Source organism: Peribacillus sp. GL_122, from assembly GCF_057835005.1.
This window is the reverse complement of the sequence record NZ_CM174415.1, coordinates 2,866,774-2,887,922: the sequence shown is the minus strand read 5'-3', so window position 1 is coordinate 2,887,922 and position 21,149 is coordinate 2,866,774. Positions and strand designations below refer to the sequence as shown.

The 21,149-nt window shown below is 35.7% G+C and carries 20 protein-coding genes; 15 read left to right on the top strand and 5 right to left on the bottom strand.

The window, feature by feature from the left end:
- The first annotated feature begins 166 nt into the window (after positions 1-166).
- From AC3ISB_RS13855 to AC3ISB_RS13845, 3 genes are all read left to right on the top strand, one after another.
- Positions 167-1,768: a bifunctional metallophosphatase/5'-nucleotidase gene (locus AC3ISB_RS13855; protein WP_489276830.1), complete on the top strand. Its 1,602-nt coding sequence runs from the start codon at positions 167-169 to the stop codon at positions 1,766-1,768.
- Between the two features lie 430 nt (positions 1,769-2,198).
- A complete protein-coding gene (locus tag AC3ISB_RS13850; RefSeq protein ID WP_489276828.1) occupies positions 2,199-2,588 on the top strand; it encodes a cupredoxin domain-containing protein in 390 nt (129 codons plus the stop codon).
- A 235-nt stretch (positions 2,589-2,823) separates the two neighbouring features.
- A complete protein-coding gene (locus tag AC3ISB_RS13845) occupies positions 2,824-3,378 on the top strand; it encodes a hypothetical protein (RefSeq protein WP_489276827.1) in 555 nt (184 codons plus the stop codon).
- 84 nt (positions 3,379-3,462) lie between these two features.
- On the opposite strand, the gene AC3ISB_RS13840 is transcribed toward AC3ISB_RS13845, so the two are convergent.
- Positions 3,463-4,890: a PQQ-dependent sugar dehydrogenase gene (locus AC3ISB_RS13840; protein ID WP_489276825.1), complete on the bottom strand. Its 1,428-nt coding sequence runs from the start codon at positions 4,888-4,890 to the stop codon at positions 3,463-3,465.
- A 794-nt stretch (positions 4,891-5,684) separates the two neighbouring features.
- Here AC3ISB_RS13840 and AC3ISB_RS13835 point away from each other — a divergent pair.
- Positions 5,685-6,065: a DedA family protein gene (locus AC3ISB_RS13835; RefSeq protein WP_489276823.1), complete on the top strand. Its 381-nt coding sequence runs from the start codon at positions 5,685-5,687 to the stop codon at positions 6,063-6,065.
- Between the two features lie 370 nt (positions 6,066-6,435).
- On the opposite strand, the gene pdxR is transcribed toward AC3ISB_RS13835, so the two are convergent.
- A complete protein-coding gene (pdxR, locus tag AC3ISB_RS13830; protein WP_489276822.1) occupies positions 6,436-7,836 on the bottom strand; it encodes a MocR-like pyridoxine biosynthesis transcription factor PdxR in 1,401 nt (466 codons plus the stop codon).
- 193 nt (positions 7,837-8,029) lie between these two features.
- Here pdxR and AC3ISB_RS13825 point away from each other — a divergent pair, with 193 nt between their 5' ends.
- From AC3ISB_RS13825 to AC3ISB_RS13775, 11 genes are all read left to right on the top strand, one after another.
- On the top strand, positions 8,030-8,476 hold the full coding sequence (locus AC3ISB_RS13825) for a carboxymuconolactone decarboxylase family protein (protein WP_339200100.1): 447 nt from the start codon (positions 8,030-8,032) through the stop codon (positions 8,474-8,476).
- A 304-nt stretch (positions 8,477-8,780) separates the two neighbouring features.
- Positions 8,781-8,963 carry a DUF4083 family protein gene (locus AC3ISB_RS13820; RefSeq protein ID WP_098372434.1) on the top strand — a complete coding sequence of 61 codons (183 nt, stop codon included), beginning with the start codon at positions 8,781-8,783 and terminating at the stop codon, positions 8,961-8,963.
- 504 nt (positions 8,964-9,467) lie between these two features.
- On the top strand, positions 9,468-9,962 hold the full coding sequence (locus tag AC3ISB_RS13815; protein ID WP_144529625.1) for a helix-turn-helix transcriptional regulator: 495 nt from the start codon (positions 9,468-9,470) through the stop codon (positions 9,960-9,962).
- 316 nt (positions 9,963-10,278) lie between these two features.
- Positions 10,279-10,743 carry a hypothetical protein gene (locus AC3ISB_RS13810; protein WP_339200098.1) on the top strand — a complete coding sequence of 155 codons (465 nt, stop codon included), beginning with the start codon at positions 10,279-10,281 and terminating at the stop codon, positions 10,741-10,743.
- Positions 10,744-10,991: 248 nt separating this feature from the next.
- Positions 10,992-11,378 carry a DUF1259 domain-containing protein gene (locus AC3ISB_RS13805; RefSeq protein WP_141992093.1) on the top strand — a complete coding sequence of 129 codons (387 nt, stop codon included), beginning with the start codon at positions 10,992-10,994 and terminating at the stop codon, positions 11,376-11,378.
- Positions 11,379-11,617: 239 nt separating this feature from the next.
- Positions 11,618-12,271: an ArsR/SmtB family transcription factor gene (locus AC3ISB_RS13800; protein ID WP_141992092.1), complete on the top strand. Its 654-nt coding sequence runs from the start codon at positions 11,618-11,620 to the stop codon at positions 12,269-12,271.
- 11 nt (positions 12,272-12,282) lie between these two features.
- Positions 12,283-13,554 carry an MFS transporter gene (locus AC3ISB_RS13795; protein ID WP_141992091.1) on the top strand — a complete coding sequence of 424 codons (1,272 nt, stop codon included), beginning with the start codon at positions 12,283-12,285 and terminating at the stop codon, positions 13,552-13,554.
- Positions 13,555-14,135: 581 nt separating this feature from the next.
- Positions 14,136-14,894 (top strand): carbon-nitrogen hydrolase family protein, encoded by a 759-nt coding sequence (locus AC3ISB_RS13790; RefSeq protein WP_141992090.1) that lies wholly within the window; start codon positions 14,136-14,138, stop codon positions 14,892-14,894.
- A gap of 269 nt (positions 14,895-15,163) precedes the next feature.
- Positions 15,164-16,018 (top strand): hypothetical protein, encoded by an 855-nt coding sequence (locus AC3ISB_RS13785; RefSeq protein WP_480340514.1) that lies wholly within the window; start codon positions 15,164-15,166, stop codon positions 16,016-16,018.
- Between the two features lie 62 nt (positions 16,019-16,080).
- The gene (locus tag AC3ISB_RS13780; protein WP_489276819.1) at positions 16,081-16,986 is read left to right on the top strand and encodes a VanW family protein; all 906 of its coding nucleotides are present in this window, start codon (positions 16,081-16,083) and stop codon (positions 16,984-16,986) included.
- Between the two features lie 443 nt (positions 16,987-17,429).
- Entirely contained in the window at positions 17,430-18,113 is a 684-nt protein-coding gene (locus tag AC3ISB_RS13775; RefSeq protein WP_489276818.1) for a C40 family peptidase, read from the top strand.
- A 269-nt stretch (positions 18,114-18,382) separates the two neighbouring features.
- On the opposite strand, the gene AC3ISB_RS13770 is transcribed toward AC3ISB_RS13775, so the two are convergent.
- The 3 genes from AC3ISB_RS13770 to AC3ISB_RS13760 all read right to left on the bottom strand — a co-directional run bounded on the left by AC3ISB_RS13770 (position 18,383) and on the right by AC3ISB_RS13760 (position 21,018).
- Positions 18,383-18,607: a twin-arginine translocase TatA/TatE family subunit gene (locus AC3ISB_RS13770; RefSeq protein ID WP_489276816.1), complete on the bottom strand. Its 225-nt coding sequence runs from the start codon at positions 18,605-18,607 to the stop codon at positions 18,383-18,385.
- A 209-nt stretch (positions 18,608-18,816) separates the two neighbouring features.
- Positions 18,817-19,986 carry a ZIP family metal transporter gene (locus tag AC3ISB_RS13765; RefSeq protein WP_489276814.1) on the bottom strand — a complete coding sequence of 390 codons (1,170 nt, stop codon included), beginning with the start codon at positions 19,984-19,986 and terminating at the stop codon, positions 18,817-18,819.
- 15 nt (positions 19,987-20,001) lie between these two features.
- Positions 20,002-21,018, bottom strand: a complete 1,017-nt coding sequence (locus tag AC3ISB_RS13760) for a multicopper oxidase domain-containing protein (protein ID WP_098373275.1) — start codon at positions 21,016-21,018, stop codon at positions 20,002-20,004.
- Positions 21,019-21,149 lie beyond the last annotated feature (131 nt).

The following is a 21,149-nucleotide window of genomic DNA, read 5'->3' as shown; positions in this document are numbered from 1 at the left end:
AACATTTTTTTCACTATGGGGTTATGAACATTTTTAAAAAGATATGCACATGCTGGCTTAATTTAACAATCGTTATATAAAATATAACAAAAAATCACGGTCCCTTTATACGGATATAAAATTCTAGAGTTATTCTTAATTTACATCCAGAGGGAGGGATCGGAAGTTGTCAAAATTTCAGGCCATAACTTCTTTGTTCATCTTGGTATTTATCATCATTTTCGTAACTTATAAAATCACAGCACACTCATCCAAGCATTCCACAACAAATCATTCCACATCCAACCGCCACATTCAAGTACAATTGTTAGGCGTTAATGATTTTCACGGCCAACTAAACAAATATCAAATGGTTTCAGGAACCATGGCAGGGGGGGCTGAATACCTGGCTGCCTATTTAAAAAAATATATACAAGAAAACCCGAATACACTACTTGTTCATTCTGGTGATATGGTAGGAGGAAGTCCTCCAATCTCTTCTCAATTTAAAGACGAACCCACGATCGAGTTTTTAAACCTCCTGCACTTTGATGTCGGGACACCTGGAAATCATGAATTAGACCAAGGCGTAAATGAAATGAAACGTCTTATTTATGGAGGCTTCAATAAAAAAACAGGTTATTTTCAAGGAGCCAATACTTCTTATAGTTCTGCAAATATCATCGATACAAAGTCGGGTACACCCTTGTTACCACCGTATGTTATTAAACAAATTGACGGAATTAATATTGGATTTATCGGTGTCGTCACAAAAGAGACCAACCTGTATGTGGCACCTGAAAATCGAAAAGAAGTAGAAATTACGGATGAAGTTTCAGTCATTAACCGAACCGTTAAGCTTTTAAAGGAAAAAGGGATTAAAGTAATTGTTGTACTTGCACATGAATCAGCTAAATCAGATCAGTCAGGAGCAAATTCCAGTGGAGCTTTAGTGGAGATGGCTCCAAAAATCGATGATGAGGTCGATGTCATTTTTGCCGGTCACAGCCATGAATATGCCAATACCTTTGTAGCCGGTAAACTGATCGTTCAAGCTTATTCTAATGGGAAAGCCTTTTCTCAAGTAAATCTTGAAATTGACCCACATACTAAAAATATTGTTAAGAAACAAGCAAAGATTATTGTCACTTCACATCATAAAATAAAACCAGATAAAGAAACGGTTGCTCTTCTAAATAAATATAGAAAAAGGTTGGGGAGCTATTTTAATCAAATAATAGGAGAAATGCCTGAAGAAATCTCACGAAATCAAGATGCAAACGGTGAATCCCCATTAGCGAAAATGATTGCAGAATCTGAGCGGGAAGCCATGGGGGTAGATATAGCTTTTGTCCATCAAGGAGAAATGCGGAAAAATTTTAAAAAAGGGGACATCACTGTAGAAGACCTTTATACAGACTTGCCTATGGGTCATAGTGTCAGTAAGTTAATTTTAACAGGAAACCAAATAAAACTTGCTTTAGAACAGCAGTGGGCGAAAGATTATGAAAATAGGTTACAAACGGTTGGTTTAACGTATAATTGGGACCCAAATGCTCCAATTGGCAACCGCATTGTTGCGCTGAAAGACATGAAAGGTCAAGAGATACAGCCAAACAACGAATATGAAGTAGCGGTTAGTAATTATTTAGCTTCAGGCGGTGATAACTTCACTGCATTTAAACAAGGTAGGCTCGTGGAATCCGGTCCACAAGTTGTCACTGCACTTATACGCTATATCCAACAGAAGTATCCCCATGAAATTTCTCTCCATTCATTGAAAGAATGAAGGGGAAAATACAAGGACTTGCATAAGTGGCTTTTGAGGAAGATGAAGCTGGAGGATTTAATGAAATGGCTTTAGGAATAGCACGAGATATTGAATGTCAATGGGTATTATTTTTGGTAAATACTTACTCATTAAAAGAATCTTAGACCTCTATTTTATAGAGTGGTTAGAGCAATTAAACGAGGTAACTACTATTCAAATAACAAGTGCTTTACTTCAATAAGGGAGTTGCTTTGGCAGCTCTTTTTTTTATGGAGCTAAACGGGCAGTTTAGTTGCATAAGAATAGGATTCCAGAAAATCGTCATTAGAGTCGAGCTTTTTCTTTTCACTGTTTCAGATAAAAAAGTTACTATCTGAAGCACGCAACCAAATTTATAGTAATAATATTTCATGAATTAGAAAAAAATAGAGGAAAGGAGGGATTGCGAATGTCTGTGAAAAAGTGGGTAACAGGATTGGTCGGTGTACTTGCGATGTTTGTAGTTGTGACAACACTAGGCTCACTCGGTGTATTTGCCGAGTCCGGTGTTGTAAATCAACCTATGGAGACGAGAAAATCGATTGAGGTCGAGTTGAAAGATGATTTCTTTAATCCGAAAGTCATCACTATTCCGAATGGAACAGCCACAACGGTGATATTGAAAAACAAAGGCAGTAAAGAGCACACCTTCACAGTTGAAAAGCTCGGAGTTGACGTTGAGGTCCAGCCAGGTGAAGAAAAAAACATTAACGTGAATCCGAAACAGCCCGGTACATATGAACTGATATGTCGGTACCATTTCCAGGAAGGAATGTTTGGGAAAGTAATAGTCGAATAAAATGCAGGGCCAATAAGGCCTTGTTTTTTTATAGGCAAAGGAAATTACTTACTTCCTCCGCGAACGGACTTTTTTACTTTGTATGATCGATCAAGGTTTAGAGAGGTTTTTTATTAAGCTTATTTTTTCATTACAGAGGATATTGATGCTTGGATTAATAATAATTGTTCCACCTCTAATAAATGGTAAATATAATGTAAGGTAACGCATAAACCATTTAGAATGAGGTGGAAAGGTGTATTTTTTTAAACCTATTTCTGATGAGGTTCGTTTATCTCAAATAATATTCAATAAACATAAAAAAACGATGAAGCTCATTTTAGTGTCTATTTTTGCCTGTATTGCTGCTATTCTGCAGGCTGCTGGAGTTTTACCAGGGATAGGATATTTTATAAGTCCGCTGGCCACTGCACCTATCCTGTTATGTTCCATGTTTTCCATTCCATTTGGAGCAATGTCCTGCTTTCTGACAATTATACTGTTATTCATCCTACAGCCAACGGAACTAATTGTATTTCCTTTTACAACAGGATTGTTAGGACTTGGAATAGGGGCATCTTTTCACCTTTTTAAGATGAGGTTAAGTATTATTGCTACTGGTGCCAGTCTTTTAATGTTAGGAATTATGAGTCTAATAGTTATTTTTCACTTTCCAGTTTTAGGTCCTGCCGTCTCTGTTTCCTTTTCATTTCTTATATTTGGCTTTTTATTTGCCTTCATTTATAGCTGGTTATGGGTTGAAATTGCTATAATCCTTTTTAAAAAATTAAAAAGGATTATAATTCAGTGATTCTCCATCACACGGTTGTAATTTCGGTTCATTAAATCCATGTAAGCGATTTATCAAGATTAAGTGGAAATTTATTGTTTTGATTCATGGAACTATTTCAAAAACAGTGCCTTGGTTAAAATCAGTCACTTTCATAGAGCCATAAATCGCTAAATATAAGCTGGTTTGATTCAGGTTTGTTCCCAAACTAACATAATAGGCTGAGTGAGGCCCAAAATCATAATCGGTTTGTATCACACTAAAATCATTTTGTCCACCATTTGGTCTTACGGTGGTATAAGCTAAAGCTCCTCTAACCCGAGGTTGGGATTCCTTCCGGGCAAGATCGGTAAACACAACGCTTCCTGTTAAACCAGGAATTGTATTCCCCATATAGGCTTGCACTCCTGTAAGTGCAGTTCCTCCAAACTTACCGGGTCTGGTATCTTTATGAAAATAACTGGTTAAAGGCTGAAGACGACTCGCTGAAAGTGTTACTGCTTCATTGTAATATGCAATTGTTTTCTCATCCAAGGTCTGATTTTCAGTGCAGCCTCTTATAATCGAAGTAGGAAAAGCTCCTTCCCAACCTCGCCAGCCAAAGTTAATGAATCCTTCTTTGTCAGCTTCAGAATTCATGAAAGAAGCTTGAACAAGCTCAGTAACCGGTATTGGTTTATAATGAACGAATGAAAAAATCGACTCGACCAAATTTTGGCCGACATTTCCCGCATATTTAATATACTGATTATAAAACCTTTGAAATGAAATGCCTGTTATATTGCGCACCCCTTTTGCAATTACCGTAAGCGTTTCCTGAATAGGTAAGGGAAGTTCATTAAAACGTGTGACTACGGGTGGATCATCGTTAATTATATTCTTAACTACATCAATTTCAATTATTTTACCAGCTATCTCCATATCATCTTGACTTAAATTAAATGGATCATAGCCTGATCCACCATCTCCAGTTGTTAAAATAAGTTTTCCGGTTTCAGGTGAAAAGTTTAAGCTATTGACACCATTATGATTAAAAAATGGTCTTCTTATGTTAAGTAATGTCCGTCGTTTTTGAGGTTGACCATTCGATTGTAAAATCCATTCTTCAACTGTATCAATATGATCATATTGAGTTTCTCTATTTATCCACTTTAGGTTTAAAGTTCTGGGATCACACGGGTTAGGCTTAAAATGTTCAGTAAGGGCCCCTGGACCTTGTGTTCCAGCTACTGAATAATGAAGATAAAACAAACCGTTATAATAAAATTCTGGATGAAACGCTAGCCCTAATAATCCCCGTTCATCATATCCCCTACCTGAAACACCTTGTTCAGAACTACCTAATTTTAAAATTCGCGAGCGAATATCTAAAAAAATCCTAATAACTCCGTTTCCTATGTAAAAGATCTCTCCTACCTGGGTTGCAATAAATAATCTTTCAACTGAGTCACCTGGAAGTATAGTTGTCTTTAAAATAGTAGGTAAATTTATATTACTTACAATGGGCCGTAAACCAACCCTAACTTTTATCAACTGACTTTGCACTCCTTCTTATTGTTTTCTTATAAGAATATGATTAGAACCGTCTATTAGTACCAAATAAGGCCGGGAATCCGATAAGGTATTGCACTACTTTCCGCATGAGCGTAATTAAACTAAAGGAGTGCGTTAGTTGAACTAAAATAAGTGAAATTTTTAAGAATGAGGATAAATTCAAGCTATTCCATTAAAGGAAGCTTTCCTGTAACAAGGATAAGCGCTTATTTTCATTTCAGGTCCATATTCTTGAATAAGGGGGAGCATCAGGAAAACTTGTTTACAACGATAAGCGTTCTGATACAGGTCATATGAGACATATTGAACTCTATTTTTTATGTGATTGGATTGTGTCTCAAAAGGCTGTACACTATTGAGATTGTGAAAGCATGTACTTAAACAATAGGGGGAATTTAGTGCAATAAGAAAATCAAAAATTGGGGATAATGTTAAAGGTATTATCCCCAAAGAAGAGTAAATTTTCTTTTTTTATTATTTAAAAACTGCTGATAAAAAATAATCAGAAATGATTGTTTGACATTACCTAAAAGTTGGAGTGAGAAAGTGGAAAATCATGTTGCTTACCTTCTAGAACATTATGGGTACTTCGGAATTATATTTGCTTTAATCGGAGGTATTGTAGGACTTCCTATACCAGACGAGGTTCTTCTTACATATATTGGTTACAATGTGTTTCAGGGTAAATTATCTTACTTAATTTCAATAGTAAGTGCCTTTGTAGGAGGAGCGGGGGGATCTCGCTTAGCTACTTTATTGGTTATAAATTTGGGTTGCCTTTATTAGAAAAGTTTGGACCGAAACTTCACATAACCGAACAAAAAATTAATAAAACAAAGAAATTATTCAAGAAATTTGGACCCTATCTTTTATTATTTGGTTATTTTATTCCTGGGGTACGGCACCTTACAGCGTATATAGCATCTGTCAATCGCTTCCCTTTTAGAAAATTTGTTGTTTACGCCTATACTGGTGCATTAATATGGAGTTTTACTTTTATCACATTAGGAAGAATATTAGGGGAAAATTGGAACAATGTTGAACTATATATGTCAACATATAGTATTTATGTAATTACGAGTTTATTGGTCCTTTCAATATTCATTTATTTTTTTTGGAGGAGAAGAAATCGATTAAGAAGGGGTATTTCATAAAAGTGACGGTTTAGATGGAAGACTTTAATAAAATTATATTTAGAGCTTATAGAACTATCGGGTGCTTTAGCTGAAGATCAGAGCTGTCTTTAAGTCAGCTTTTTTCTTATGGAAATGAAGGGCAGGCTAGTTAACGAGTGCTGTTTGCTCTTGGTTCTACAATTGGTCTTAGGATGTTGAACAATACAGGCTGGTGTAGATTTAAAATAAAGGTTGAAAATACTTTGGTCATTTGCAAAAAAGATAGAAAAAAATATTCGTAAAAGACCATCTTCTAGAAAACCAATTTTTAAGAGATGGTCTTTTATTTTTCTGGAAAATGCTGTTTTTAAGGATGAATAATTCAATAAAATACTCATTAATAGGTTGTTCACTCTATATTTAACCAAGCGTCTGCCAACTTTTCAATTCCTTTACGTATTTCGAATTCTTCTAAGCCGGCAAAACCGAGTTGAATAGTGGGGTGACTCGGGAATTTCTCCATGTAAAATGGGGAGCATGGATATACTTTAACGCCGTTTTTGAGCGCTTCTTTGACGAGCCACTCTTCACTTTGCGTTGTTGCAACTTCAATGACAATATAGATGCCAGAGGAGCCACCTATTATTTTTACAGTATCTTTAAAGTGCATATGAATGGTGTCACATAACACCTTCATTTTCCGTTTATATATTGTTTTCATTTTACGTAAATGGGCATACCAATGTCCTTCTTCTATAAAATGATGGATTGTACGTTGGTGAAGTGTTGAAGCTGTTTGCTGTAGTAATGATGAAATTTGATGATATCTAACTAGTATTTCTTTTGGCAACACCATATAGCTAAGCCGAATGGAAGGCAATAATGCCTTAGAAAAAGTACTCAAGTATATGATATGCTCGCTGTTTGTTAAACTTTGTAATGAAGGTATAGGCTGCTGTTTATATCGAAATTCACTATCGTAGTCATCTTCAATGATATATCCATTCACTTTTTCAGCCCATTCAATTAGATTATATCTTTTGTTGATAGGCATTGTTATCCCTAGTGGAAACTGATGTGATGGTGTTACGTAAACCAACCGGGCATTACACTTATCTAAGTGTGTGATGTCAATACCGTCCTCTTTAACTGGTATGGGGACAACTGAATAGGATTGTAATGAAAAAAGTTCTCTGGCCCCATTATATCCGGGATCTTCTACAGCGATTTGAGTATGTTCTTCTTTTAAAAGGATGGATAAGATCGTCAAAAGTTGCTGTGTGGTACTACCAATAACAATTTGGTCACTGGTTGCCCTTACCCCTCTAGATTGAAATAAATACTTTGCTAAAGATTCCCGTAATAATAAATCCCCTTGATTCTCTCCATATTGATAAATCAGATTATCCTTTAGGACTTTATTCGAAAGATTGCGCCATTTCGCAAGAGGGAAATTGATTCCATCTACAGCTCCAGCTTGAAAATCAATTGTAGGATTTACAATATTCTTGGAGGAAGCTTTGGTATGAGGGATTATCTCGGAAATAGATAATAGTTCCGAAATAGAAGCTTGTACATAATACCCTTTTTTATATTCACTGCGAATGTAACCCTCTGCTTGTAATTGTTCATACGCCAGCTGTGTGGTATTACGGCTCACTTGTAGCAGCTCTGCAAGCTGCCGAACAGATGGCAATTTCGAATTCTCTGCAATTTTACCTGAGACAATTTGGGATTTAATATAGCGATAAACTTGTTGATACATAGGAAGAGTGCTATTTCGATCAACATTAAATACAAGTTCTTTCATTTTATACACCTCATCTGTCATTTTTAAATAGTATAAACTGCACCTTTTCGAAATGACAACGGAAGTGAATAATAGCATTATATATAATTCATTGAAAAGGGGAATGTAACATGGAATTTCAAAAAGTCCTTTATTAATATAATTCCCTACTTTTGGGTAATATAAGCTTTTAATTATTTTAGGAGGAATGGAAATGGAACAACGCATTAATTATCTTGAAGTAGCACCTGAAGCAATTAACATTATGATGGAAATGGAGAAGTATACTAAATCTACTGAAATAGACCGTAAACTGCGTGAACTAATTAAAATCCGTGCTTCTCAAATTAATGGCTGTGCTTTTTGTCTTAATATGCATACCTCTGAGGCACGAAAAATGGGTGAAACGGAACAGCGTTTATACTGCGTAAGTGCATGGAGAGATTGTAATTTTTACACAGATGCTGAAAAAGCGGCATTAGAATTAACTGAACATGTGACGTTAGTTCCAACTAAGGGTGTACCTGATGATCTTTATAATCGAGTGCGTATCCATTTTAGTGAAAAAGACTATGTAGATCTTGTTATTTTGATCAATCAAATTAATAGTTGGAATAGACTCTCCATTTCAATGGGGAATTTCGCAACTGCCGAAAAATAAGAAGTTTTTATCTCTATATAAGTAAAAATTTTCAGCAAGCGGGCGCTTTAATGGCATAAGAATCACGGAATGATCAAACTTTTTTATAAAAGAATGATTCAATTGAATATAGAAAAAGCGTGTTTTGATCGATCTTTTTTTCAAAACACGCTTTTTCTATTTGCTTTTTAAAAGGTTCATTAATTTAATCAAAACTTTATTTCAAGGCTAAAAATTGGAGGTTAATTCATTAAGCGCTGTATAGTCGAACTGTGTTTTGGATAATTATGGTATACTTAGTCAATCTGTAAAGGTGGGAACTATTATGACCATTAATGGCGGCGATGCAATATATTCGATATTTTTCCTTATTTGTATATTTGGGATATTTTCTGGAGTGTTTTTTCTTGTACGGTCACTCGTTACTAAACAGCCAAGCAAGTCAGATCGTATCGAACAAAAACTTGATAGAATAATTGTGTTACTTGAAAAGGATAAGAAAGAGTAATCTTTTTGGTCCTTTTTAACTTAAATTTTACCTCACAGTTTGTGTCACCTCTGCAAGACTTATAGAACTAACGTATTACGAAAGGAATGTATATATTGTTTTTCTTATATGCAATTTTATTTTTCATTTTTGGATATAGTTTTATATTAACATTAATAAAAGCTATACAAGAGGAAGTATCCCAGCATCTTGCTGCAATCCTTTTTCTTGTATGGGCTTCATTAGCAATAATTGTTACTGTGAATTTAATGAGTTTATAATTATTGTTCTTATTCAACAATCAGGTGCTTTACTTCAATAAGGGAGTTGCTTCGGCAGCTCTTTTTTATATAGCTAACGTGGCGTTAGTTCAACAAGCTTTAATTAAGAAATATTCCCATCTCAAACTTATTTAGAGCAAGGTTATTTCATGCTTTTTTCTGTTTTAAAGTTGCTTTTTATTCAAAAATGGGAAAAATAATACTTTTAGTGTAAAATTACACTAAAAAGGAGTATTTAGTATATATGGAAAAAGAAGAATTCATCAATTTAATATCAGAAAAAATGAAACTTGTCCGAACAGAACAAAGTTTTTCTCAAGATAAGATGTCTGAAATTCTAGGGATTTCAAAAAAAACACTAGTTCAAATTGAAAAAAGAAGAACAGAAGCCAATTGGACCACCGTTGTTGCATTTTGTGCTTTGTTTAATCATAGCCAATTGTTGATAGCATCTATTGGTGACAATCCAGTTGAATTTGTTCAGTTAATTGCTATAAAAAATGGTGGTACGCCTAAAGAAAAAACAATGGGTGGTAAGATATGGTGGAAAGAAATCGAGTATAGAGGGGATTTTCGTTTGCAACAAAATTTGATTAGTAACCATTACCGTATATTGGATCAATATGATTATCGTTGGCATAGTTCTTTTAATAAAGAAGAGAGTTTAAGTCGTTTAAATGAATTACACGAGGTGGGGACTATCGAGAAAGACAAAGGTATAGGGATATATGAAGAATAAGATTTTGCTTTTTCTATTGATAATAAGTTTAGGAGCAAATTTGTATATATTCGGAAAATAGTTTCTGACTGAACAATGGTATGAACCTTCCTCTGAAGAATAGATTATGTTAAGTGAAATGGTTCAAAAAACGGTTGAGAGTGAAGATTATAAAAAGATAGCAGAAAAAGAGAATATCATTGCTATTGATAAAAGTATTGATAAAAATAAAGGGGGAGGATAGGTGCAAAAAAATTTCCCAATAGAAATCCAACCGAAACCCTTTAAATGGTAAAATTGAACAAGGATTCAATTCGATCATTGTGGAGGAGTTAAGTTGAAAAAAATACTCACCGTATTATTTATAATAATGGTTTTAACAGCTTGTGGTTCGGACACCACTAACAAAGATAATAATCCGAAAACCATTAACAATGATTATAAATTCATAGGAGAAAGCGAACATTGGGAAGCCGAATATTCTTATAAAGGAACCGAATTATGGGAAGAAGATGACGGTAAAACTGCATACTCTAACGAAGATAGCTATGAACTTATATTAAAATATAAGGGGTCTTTGGAAGAGCTGTCTTCCATGAAAAAACTTGAATACACTTATGAAACAATCACTGAAAGCGGTAGTAAAACAGAGACATACACTGAACCACCTAGCGAAAAAGTATTTACAAATAGTGGAAGTTCAGAAGGTGGATCAAAAGTAAGTAAAGATGAAGTTATACAAATTATTGTAAAATGGGATGGCTTTGATGAGTCATTTGAACTGCATAATAAAGTTAAGTGATTTTGTTGAATTAACGGGTGATATATTTCATTATCAGAAGCTGATCAGCAGCTCCTTTTCTTATACAACCATCGGGTGCATTAGTTCATTAGTGAGCTTTGATGATCAGCTCTTTTCTTATGGAGCTAACAGGAGCAGGATAGTTTAAATAAGATATAAAATTAATTTTCATTTCAAAATAGATTCATATCCGTTTCGGATCTATTCATTGATTCATATCCTATTAATATTAGGGGGGGGATGAATAGATGGCATCTAATGATGAATTAATTTGTCAAAAGTTTGCTAGAATTATCGGCGGACAAGAAGGGTTTGCGGGTGGAAAATGTGTGACAACCATAAATCGAAATGAAATAAAAGCAAAAATTTTAGGAAAACGTTTTAGAGTAACCTCTTCTTTCTCATTTGAATCAAGAGATAATCAGACTGGACGAGCATTGTGCCTAGGTAGGGTTGCACTCTTGCAAAGTGAAGTCGAGAATTTTGTTGCTTTGATTCTTAAACAAGGAATAATAGTTTCATCCATACACAATGAGTGGCTATTTGATAATCCGAATTTGATTTACGTTAATATCGAAGCTGTTGATGATCCATTAGTTTTTGCAAAGAAAGTCAGAAAAGCGCTAAGGAACTAATGGATTTCCCACTTGTCTGATTTTTTAATGAACATAATACACGGTAAAATACTGGTTTTGTTGAACTGACAGGTGCCTTAGCTGATGATCAGGGCTGTCTTTAAGGCGTCTTTTTCTTATGGAACTAAAGGGGAACTTTTAACAAACGGTTGGTCAAGGAATTGTTTGACAATTCTTATGGTTTTGATTAATATTCAAGTATTCAATAAAACACTTGAATAGATAGATGGTGATTTTACATGTTTAATGAACGATATTTAAAAGATTTATTGTATCAAGAGTTCGCAAGAATAGGTAAAAGTCTTTCTAGTCCAAAACGATTGGAAATTCTTGATATTTTATCTCAAGGTCCAAAGTCGGTGGAGGCATTATCTAAAGCTGCTAATATGTCTGTGGCGAATGTTTCTCAACATTTACAAACCCTTGCTAATTCTAGATTGGTAAAGTTTCAGAAGAAAGGGAACTACGTCATTTACGAACTAGCAGATGCAGCCATTTCGGATTTTTTAACTTCCTTGCATACATTATCAGAAAAACAGTTTGTACAGGTTCAACAAATCAAGAAAAAGTTCTTAAATGTCAATCTTGAAATGGATGGGATTTCACTTTCAGAAATTAAAGATCGGATGGATAAAGGTGAAGTTATTTTGTTGGATGTAAGACCTATGGAGGAGTATGAAGAAGCCCATATTCCTGGTGCAGTTTCTATGCCAATTGAAGAGTTAAGCGAGAAACTTTCAACTTTACCAAGCAATTGTGATGTTGTTGCTTATTGTCGCGGTTGTTACTGTTTAATGTCAGTGGAAGCTGTTGAACTTTTAAGATCCAAAGGTTTTAATGCATTTCGTCTAGAGGAAGGTGTACATGATTGGAAATTACAGAATGATAAATGAGGTATTAACAAATGTCTAATAAAGCATATCAATTGAATCAGAGTTATGTAGATTCTCAAGAAAAACAAAAAATGTTATACAAACGCACATTAATTATTGTAAGTATTTCACAAATTTTTGGTGGTGCTGGATTAGCGGCTGGAATTACGGTGGGGGCACTTCTTGCACAACAAATGCTTGGCACAGATGCATTTGCTGGACTTCCTTCGGGTTTATTTACTTTAGGGTCTGCAGGGGCTGCTTTAATCGTAGGGAGACTTTCTCAACGTTACGGTCGTCGTACAGGTCTAACAGCTGGTTTTATGATAGGTGGACTTGGGGCAATAGGAGTCATAACTGCAGCTATAATAAATAGTGTTTTCCTTTTATTTGCTTCCCTGCTTATTTATGGTGCAGGAACAGCGACAAATTTACAAGCTCGTTACGCTGGTACGGACTTAGCGAACAATAAACAACGAGCTACTGCTATTAGTATTACAATGGTGTTTACAACATTTGGTGCAGTTGCAGGTCCAAATTTAGTGAATGTAATGGGGGGGTTTGCTACTTCTATTGGCATACCATCACTTGCTGGTCCTTTCATTTTATCAGCAGCAGCATTTATCCTGGCAGGTCTTGTACTTTTCGTCATGCTACGCCCAGACCCATTAGTTATCGCAAGAACGATAGAAGCGTCCAACCAAGAAAGTAAGCGAATAGAACATTCGACGGATAGTGAACAAATAGCAAACAAAAGAGGTATTATTGTTGGTGCGACAATTATGGTTCTTACTCAAATCGTAATGGTGGCTATCATGACAATGACACCAGTTCATATGGGACATCATGGACATAACTTGGGTGAAATAGGTCTTGTAATTGGATTTCATGTAGGTGCCATGTATCTCCCTTCACTGGTTACAGGTGTCCTTGTTGATAAGTTTGGTCGTACTGCTATGGCTATTGCCTCTGGGTCCACTTTGCTTCTGGCAGGCTTAGTATCAGCGATTGCACCAGGTGATTCCATGATTCTCCTAGTAATTGCTCTTTCATTACTTGGATTAGGTTGGAATTTTGGTTTAATAAGTGGGACTGCTCTTATTGTTGATTCAACTGAAACTTCAACTCGTGCTAAAACTCAAGGTAAAGTGGATGTTTTAATTGCATTATCAGGAGCTTCTGGCGGAGCCTTATCCGGAATGATTGTGGCTGGTTCAAGTTATACAACATTATCATTTATTGGAGGGTTATTATCTTTATTATTGATTCCAGTGGTTATCTGGTCCCGGGGAAGTAAAAAATAGAATTTGAAGTAACAGATGCTTTAGCAAAATAAGAGAAATAACAAAGTCATTTCCTATCGTATAGGAAACGGCTTTTTTTTGCTGGGATTTGCTTATCATACAATTACCGTAGTTTGGTGATACCCCTTCTATACGTCTTTTTCGATGAATGAAAGGTTAAGCGTGTTTTAAAAGATTGATCAGAACATGCTCTTATATATTCAATTGAATTGTCCAAGGCGAGATTGAATTCATACATAAATTATTTGGAGTAGCCTCATAGTTCATTGATGAAAAGGATATTGTGTCCATCTTCTATAACTTGTTCTCATAAAGACCACCCCTCTAATAAATGTTTTCCTTGTTCCTTATGATTATGACCATTTAACTTTTTGCTCAGAGGAGAAAGATCAGGGGGGACTGTCGTAGTTAATTCTTTTTTTCAAATGTGAGGTCATACACTTAAATTAAGATGTGTTTTTCTTGAATTCCTAGGTTTTATGCAGCTAAAGGGGCAGATTAGTAGAACAAGCCAATCAATGTCTATGCTACAATCATTACAAGCATGGCCATTAAAATAAGTTGATGTTTGGGAGATCACTATGGGAAAAATAAAAATAGCTTTATTACATCTATTGCCTATTGCTGGTGATGTGGAGTATAACCAAAAACTAATTGAACAAGCCATTCAAATAGCATCAAATAATAATGCCGAATGGATTATAACACCCGAACTATGTGTCAGCGGGCTTCAATTCAATCATAAGATTGGCACTGGATGGATTAACAGGCAACCTGATGCTTGGATGAGTGAATTGAGCCGTAAACTAAAGAATTTGAATAGCACTGTATTTTTGGGTTGCCCTGAAAAAGGCAGTAACGGAGAGCTGTATAATTCTGTGTTTGTCATAGATAAAAAAGGTCATTTATTAGGTAAACAGAGAAAAATCAGTGTTATTGATGATTGGTCAGCTTCGGGGGATGTAATAGAGCCAATAAAAACAAACAATGTTGAGGTTGGTATTATGATATGTGCTGACGCATATACCAAAGATATTGCTAACAACTTATTTGAAAAAGGAGCAAAAATATTAATTGCACCGTCTTCCTGGGGTCCCGGATTACATGGTCCAGAGGGGGAATGGGAACAAAGGTCATTAGAAACAGGACTGCCTGTAATTGTCTGTAATCGTACTGGCGAAGACGAAACTGTCCGTTTTTGGGATGCAGAAAGCATGATCATAAAAAATGGTGTACCTCTCCTAACACACAAATCAAAACAATCAGCTATACTTACCTTTGAATGGGATATACAAAGCATGGAATTAATATCCCCTCATTTCGACATCGATTACATATAATGAGAACTTAATTAAGGAACATGAAAATGAAAAAACTTTGTTAAGGAACCCATCAAAAAAACCCCTTGGCGGCCAAGGGGTTTTATCCGTTTATGCATGCCAAAAAAAGCCCGAAGCCGCCATATCCATGACCGCCGCCACCGCGTCACAACTACATTCAACGATATAAATGAACAGAAAGAAGTTGAATTTGAAGAATTTCCAAATATTCAATGGTATTCAACTGATAAAGTTCTGAAATAATAAGAAAAAAATGCGGGAGAAACCAAATGAAAAACAATAAATTTTATCAAGTAATTATCGCTATTTTTATAATTGTCTTAATGGGCGATCACCCGGTCTATGCAACGGAATGGGAAGATGAAGAAGGACCAATAAGCTTTAAAATTGAGATGTTACCTTGGGAGATTGTGAACAACATTATTCCTAATAAAACTATTTTCACCATTATTGATATTGAAACTGGTTTATCATTTAAGGTACAGCGAAGAGCAGGCAGCCATCATGCCGATGTACAGCCACTAACCAAAGAAGATACTCAAATCATGAAGAAAATTTATAATAATAAATGGAGTTGGAATAGAAGAGCCATTATTGTATTAATCAATAATCAAATGATTGCTGCATCTATGCACGGAATGCCACATGGTGCCGGTGCTCTACAAAATGGTTTTTCGGGTCATTTCTGTGTTCATTTCTCTGGAAGCATTACGCATCGTTTGAAAAACGAAGATCTTTCTCATAAATTAATGGTATTGAAAGCGGCTGGTAAGCTTGATGATTATATACAAACGGTAAGTCCCTATGAACTTATCCGTATTTTTACCATTGCCGTTAATCAAGGAGATCAGAAATTATTAACAATGACCTTTTCAAATCCGGGACATCCTAATCGTGTCAATAAACTTGTTAAAGATATTACATATTTTGGAGTTGATGACCCTTTAAGACAACCGTCGGAACAACTAAATGGGCTATTTCTCGTGGATGTACCCGTTCAAGTAGCTATTTATAAGAAGAGAGAAGGCAAAGAAAAAAAGGTAATGCATTTTATGATCCGAAGGGAAAGTTTGACTGATCGTTGGTTTATTGATCAGGATTCGCTCCATGAAGACTTAAAATAGGATTTGTGAAGTTAGGTATTGAAATGATTAATCCTAACTATATTAGTGTGGGGGTGCATTCAATGAGATTAACATGGATTGCCGGAATTTTACTATTCGTTCAACAAGTGAATATCTCTGAAAGCTTATCGGTAACTCAACATGGGCAAACCATTGCCACTGTCAACCGTGCTGATGTTACTATGCCCATACTAAATGTTCCTATGATGGACTTGGATAACTACAATCTGTTTATTGAAAAACTAGACCGCCAAGTGTATCAAAAACCTGTAAATGCCACTATTGATAAACATGGTAATATTCTACCCGGTCGGGTAGGTTATAAGCTTTACCATCAGGCGTTTAATGAGCAATTTTATTCCTTTTTGTATAGTAGTAAAGCATACAAATTGGAAGTGCCTTTGCTTGCTATTTATCCAAAAGTTGACATCGAATTGCTTGCTCAGATTCGTGTGAAAAAAATAGGTGAATATAGAACCTATTTTAATCAGAACAATAAAAATCGTTCAAATAATATCTTGCTTGCTACAAAAGCCATTAATAATTATGTCGTGTTTCCAGGAGAGAAGTTTTCTTTTAACCAAGCCGTTGGCAAGAGAACAGGAGACAAAGGATATATGCTTGCTCGGGTCATAGTCGAAGGAGAGTTTTCTGAAGGGATCGGTGGAGGGATCTGTCAGGTGTCATCCACCCTGTTTAACGCTATCGACAATGCAGGATTGCAAACAATTCAACGCTATTCCCATACTAGGAGCGTTCCTTATGTTCCATCTGGTCGGGATGCTACAGTAAGCTGGGATGGTCCTGATTTTAGTTTTAAAAACAAGTACAATCAACCAATCCTAATCCGAGCTACAACACATGGAGGAATTGTGAGCATCACGGTTTATTCTTCAGATATGGTAAATTATGATACCCGAAAAGTTCCAAACGCTTCAAAACACATATCAAAAGAAATTTCGGTGTGATTAATAAGTAAACGCAAGCATGTTCTGTCCGTGGGAGCTAGACACCAATACTCATCTAAAAGATAGATACTGCCCCATTAATACAATATTCCATAAAAATAAGGTTAGTAAAACAAGTTCGTAAAAGTACACGTTTACGAACTTGTTTGTTTGTGGCTCTGTTGAACTATGTTAAAGGTCTAACCGCTATTACTAATATATGGTAACTTTAAATTAATGAATTTTATTAGGAGAGCTAAAATTATGGGGATTATACTTTCAATTTTTTACGGCTTTGTTGGTAGTCAAAAGAAAAAAGAAAAAGAATTTTAGGGGTATTTTAGGTATTTTGTATTTTTTGCACACTTTATGCATAAATTTGTAATCATAATGTAAAATTAGGTAAATATGTTTGTCACTTAAAGCTGATAAAATCAAAAAAAAGGATTTTATCGGGGGAGAAAATGAAAAAAATTATAGCATCTTTTGTCGTGTCTGGATTGTTACTATCAAATCCGTTGGTTAGTAATGCTGCATTGGGCGATCGTACATTAAAAAGTGGAATGACCCATACCGAAGTAAAGCAATTACAAGAGGTTCTAAAGAAAAAAGAATATTTTAAGAGTAAGAATACAACTACATATTTTGGGACGGTTACTAAAAGTGCAGTTGTAAAGTTCCAAGAAAGTAAAGGCTTAAAAGCTGATGGCATTGTAGGACCGAATACATATAAAGCATTGGGTGTAAAAAAGCAGACATCCAACGTAGCTAATGTGAATAAAGCAAGCAATAAATCTTCTGCGATAGTGAAAGAAGCAAAAAAACATTTGAATGTACGGTATGTATGGGGTGGAACTACACCAAAAGGTTTTGATTGCAGTGGATTCCTAAAATACGTTTTCGATAAAGGTGCAGATGTCACTTTACCAAGAACGGTATCTGAAATTTATAAAAAGGGGACAAAGGTGTCCAAACCACAAGTTGGAGATTTGGTCTTTTATGAAACCTATAAACCTGGTGCCTCACATGCTGGTGTTTATATCGGTGGTAATCAATTCATACACAGCTCCTCATCAAATGGTGTAAGCATTTCCTCTATGGATAATAGTTATTGGAAGAAAAGATATTTAGGAGCAAAAAGAATGTAATAGAGAAAGTTGCCAGTTCTTTTTTTAGATACTGGCTTTTATTTTTTTAAATTGTTCTACCAATAGGTTACAATACTGAGAAGTCCTATGTGATCTTTATCAATCAAATAAGGATGCTAGCATTAAACCCCACAAATCCATACTATTCATTAAGTAACGTGGACCAAGTTCTCCAAATGTTCAATAAGATTTATTTCATTGTTTTCATGGGTGGATGTATCCTTTTAAAATGAAAAATAAAAAGACGAGTTGCCTCGCCTATCCATTCCTTATGAAACTGTTGGTTTATCCTGCTTCTTTTCAACAGTCGTTAACTCAGGATTTTCCCCTTCATCCTTATCTTCATCATTTACTAATCCCTTGGTAGCACTCTTGAATTCAGTTAAAGTACGTCCAAAGGCTCTACCGATTTCCGGCAGCTTTTTAGGTCCAAAAATTATCAAGGCAATGACAAGTATTAAAATTAAACCTGGTATACCTATACTTTGAAACATAATGCTTCCCCCAAGTAATTAAATTTTGTAATTCCTTTAGCTCATTTTTAGAATAACCTCAGTAAATAAAATCGTTTGAATCCATTTTCTTATCAAGTTTTTTTAAATCTAGATTTATTTTAATTACCGTTTCTTTCCTCTTCAATGTTGAACCCACAGCTCTACCAAGTTCGAATTGTTTATGCGTCCAAACAAGATTAAGGCATCCCTTAAAATTTCACAAAAAATGCAGTAAAGTACATGATTAATAGTCCAATTGCGAATCCCGAAAGGTTTAACCATGAAACAGATGCTTCATTATGTTTTCTATGATCTTCAATGAGCATTTTCGTTATTACATAAATTACTTGAACAATTGCCCCTGCCCCAATACCTAGGAACAAAGCTCCCCAAATTGGTGAGAAGATGAATCCGCCAACCCAAGTACCTACAATGGCGGGTGCACCTGCGATAACTCCCAGTAATAGAAAGTCTCTAAATCGAGGTGTGGTCTTTAATAAAGGAGCAGCGATTCCAATCCCTTCCGTAATGTTGTGCAGGGTAAACCCGATAATTAAAAAGGTCCCTAAAGCAGCTTCACCTAGTGCAAAGGAAGAACCAATTGCCAAACCTTCTCCAAAGTTATGAAGCCCTATTCCGGTAGCCATCAACAAAGCCAGGCCAAAAGGAGAATATCCTTTCTTTTCTTGTTTTCTTTGTTGATACTGATCAAAACCGATCAATAATAAGAAGGTTAAGGAAGCCCCAATTATGACAACCATATTTCCCTGAAAGACTGAAGGTGCTTCTGCACCAATTTCAAATCCATCAGCCAGAGTCCCAACAAATAAGAATAAAAGGAGCCCAACGGTAAGGGCAAGAATCCCATTTATGGATTTTCGTGAGAAGCGTTTCATAAAGGGATACCACAACAACCCCAATGTAATCGGGACAATACCAACGTAAAAGCCGATTAAGCCGTAATTAAGAAAGTTGCTCCAGGTGGTTTCTGGAGTGAGTGTGGCAGCTGCAACTTCACCTTCCGTGATAATCCCATTCTCTGTGATTAACTTAATGGTATGTGGATCACCTTCCACCCATGGGTAAGAGATGGTCACCTTTCCCTCATCAAATCGTTCAAGTTTTGCTTGAGGAGAGACATTGTAATTCCACACTGAATCATTAACCATCACTTGAGAAATCGTTAAGGGTTTGGGTCCGGTATTACTAACAAATAATTCGAAACCGATTTTAGTTACCTTGATGCGTTCAATGTTCAAGACTTCTATCGGTGCTGCTGGATCTTTTTCTACACCTGCTCCATTCTTCAGTACCCATCCTAGCACCCCTATAAGTAATACTAACGGTATTAAAACAGTAATTAACCATTTGCCCTTCATATTATCCCTCCTTTTTTACTCGACCTCAAAGAATCCCATCCAGCCTAACTCAGCAAATTCACTTACATGGGCATGAAACATATAGATACCCTTGTATGGAAACCGAACTTCAATAATTCCACGCTCTCCTTGACATTGCATAATGGTATCTGTGAACTGGGAGGGGTTATCGTTTCTGCCTGTTGGATAATACGTAAAGTAATTCGCATGTAAGTGAAACGAATTTAATAAGTCGAATTCTGTTAAATTACTTAGATAAATTCTTACGAGTTGATCTTTTTTGATTTTAATAGGGTGATTCATAAATGCGAAAGCATAGCCATTCACCGTATAAAACTCGTTTTCGCCGTCTAAATCCAAGTCATATCCATTCATAACCATGTTTAACTCTAATGCCGGTTCTCTTGGCTTCTTTGGATCAATAATAAAATTACCGTATAAGCCTTTATGGATATGGCGGGCTAGGGGGAGTACATGGCAATGGTAAATTTGCAAACCATAGGGTTTCGCTTCAAATTCGTACGTGAATCTTTGTCCAGGATAAATGGAAGTTAAACCGTCCATCTCAGGAGGGTGGATTCCGTGAAAATGGATAGAGTGGGGATGGCTGCCCTCATTAATAAAGTTAAACCGCAAAAGGTCCCCCTCGGTACATCGAAAAGTTGGTCCTGGAATAGTTCCGTTATAAGTCCAGCCTGGGAATTTAATTCCTTTGGCAATTTCGATTTCCTTATCAATTGCCACGACTTCATATTCCCGGAGTGTTTGGCCATTTGGCAACTTGGTAACTTTTCCGTAATCAAACTCAGTAAGGAGTCGTTCAGCCATTTTATAACCGGTTGTTATTGTCTTATCACTCATATTTGCATGATTGGAATGATTGCCCTTCTTATGAGACGAATCATTGGATGCCTGAGCCACAGTTGGAATTTGTGTCATTTTATTTAAGTAATAAGATCCAGCTATTCCAAACGCACCTGCAGTCCCCATCTTTAAAATATCTCTGCGGGAAACCTTTTTCTCTTCAGACATTACTTGACCCCCTTCTAAAAAGTTTCCTCAAGGAAACTTTTTGTTGTATAAGCTATACTTTAAGTTAGGTACAAGTTTCGTGTCAACTCTTTTTTTAGGCCATATTCGTATTAAATTATTGCTCAGGTGGG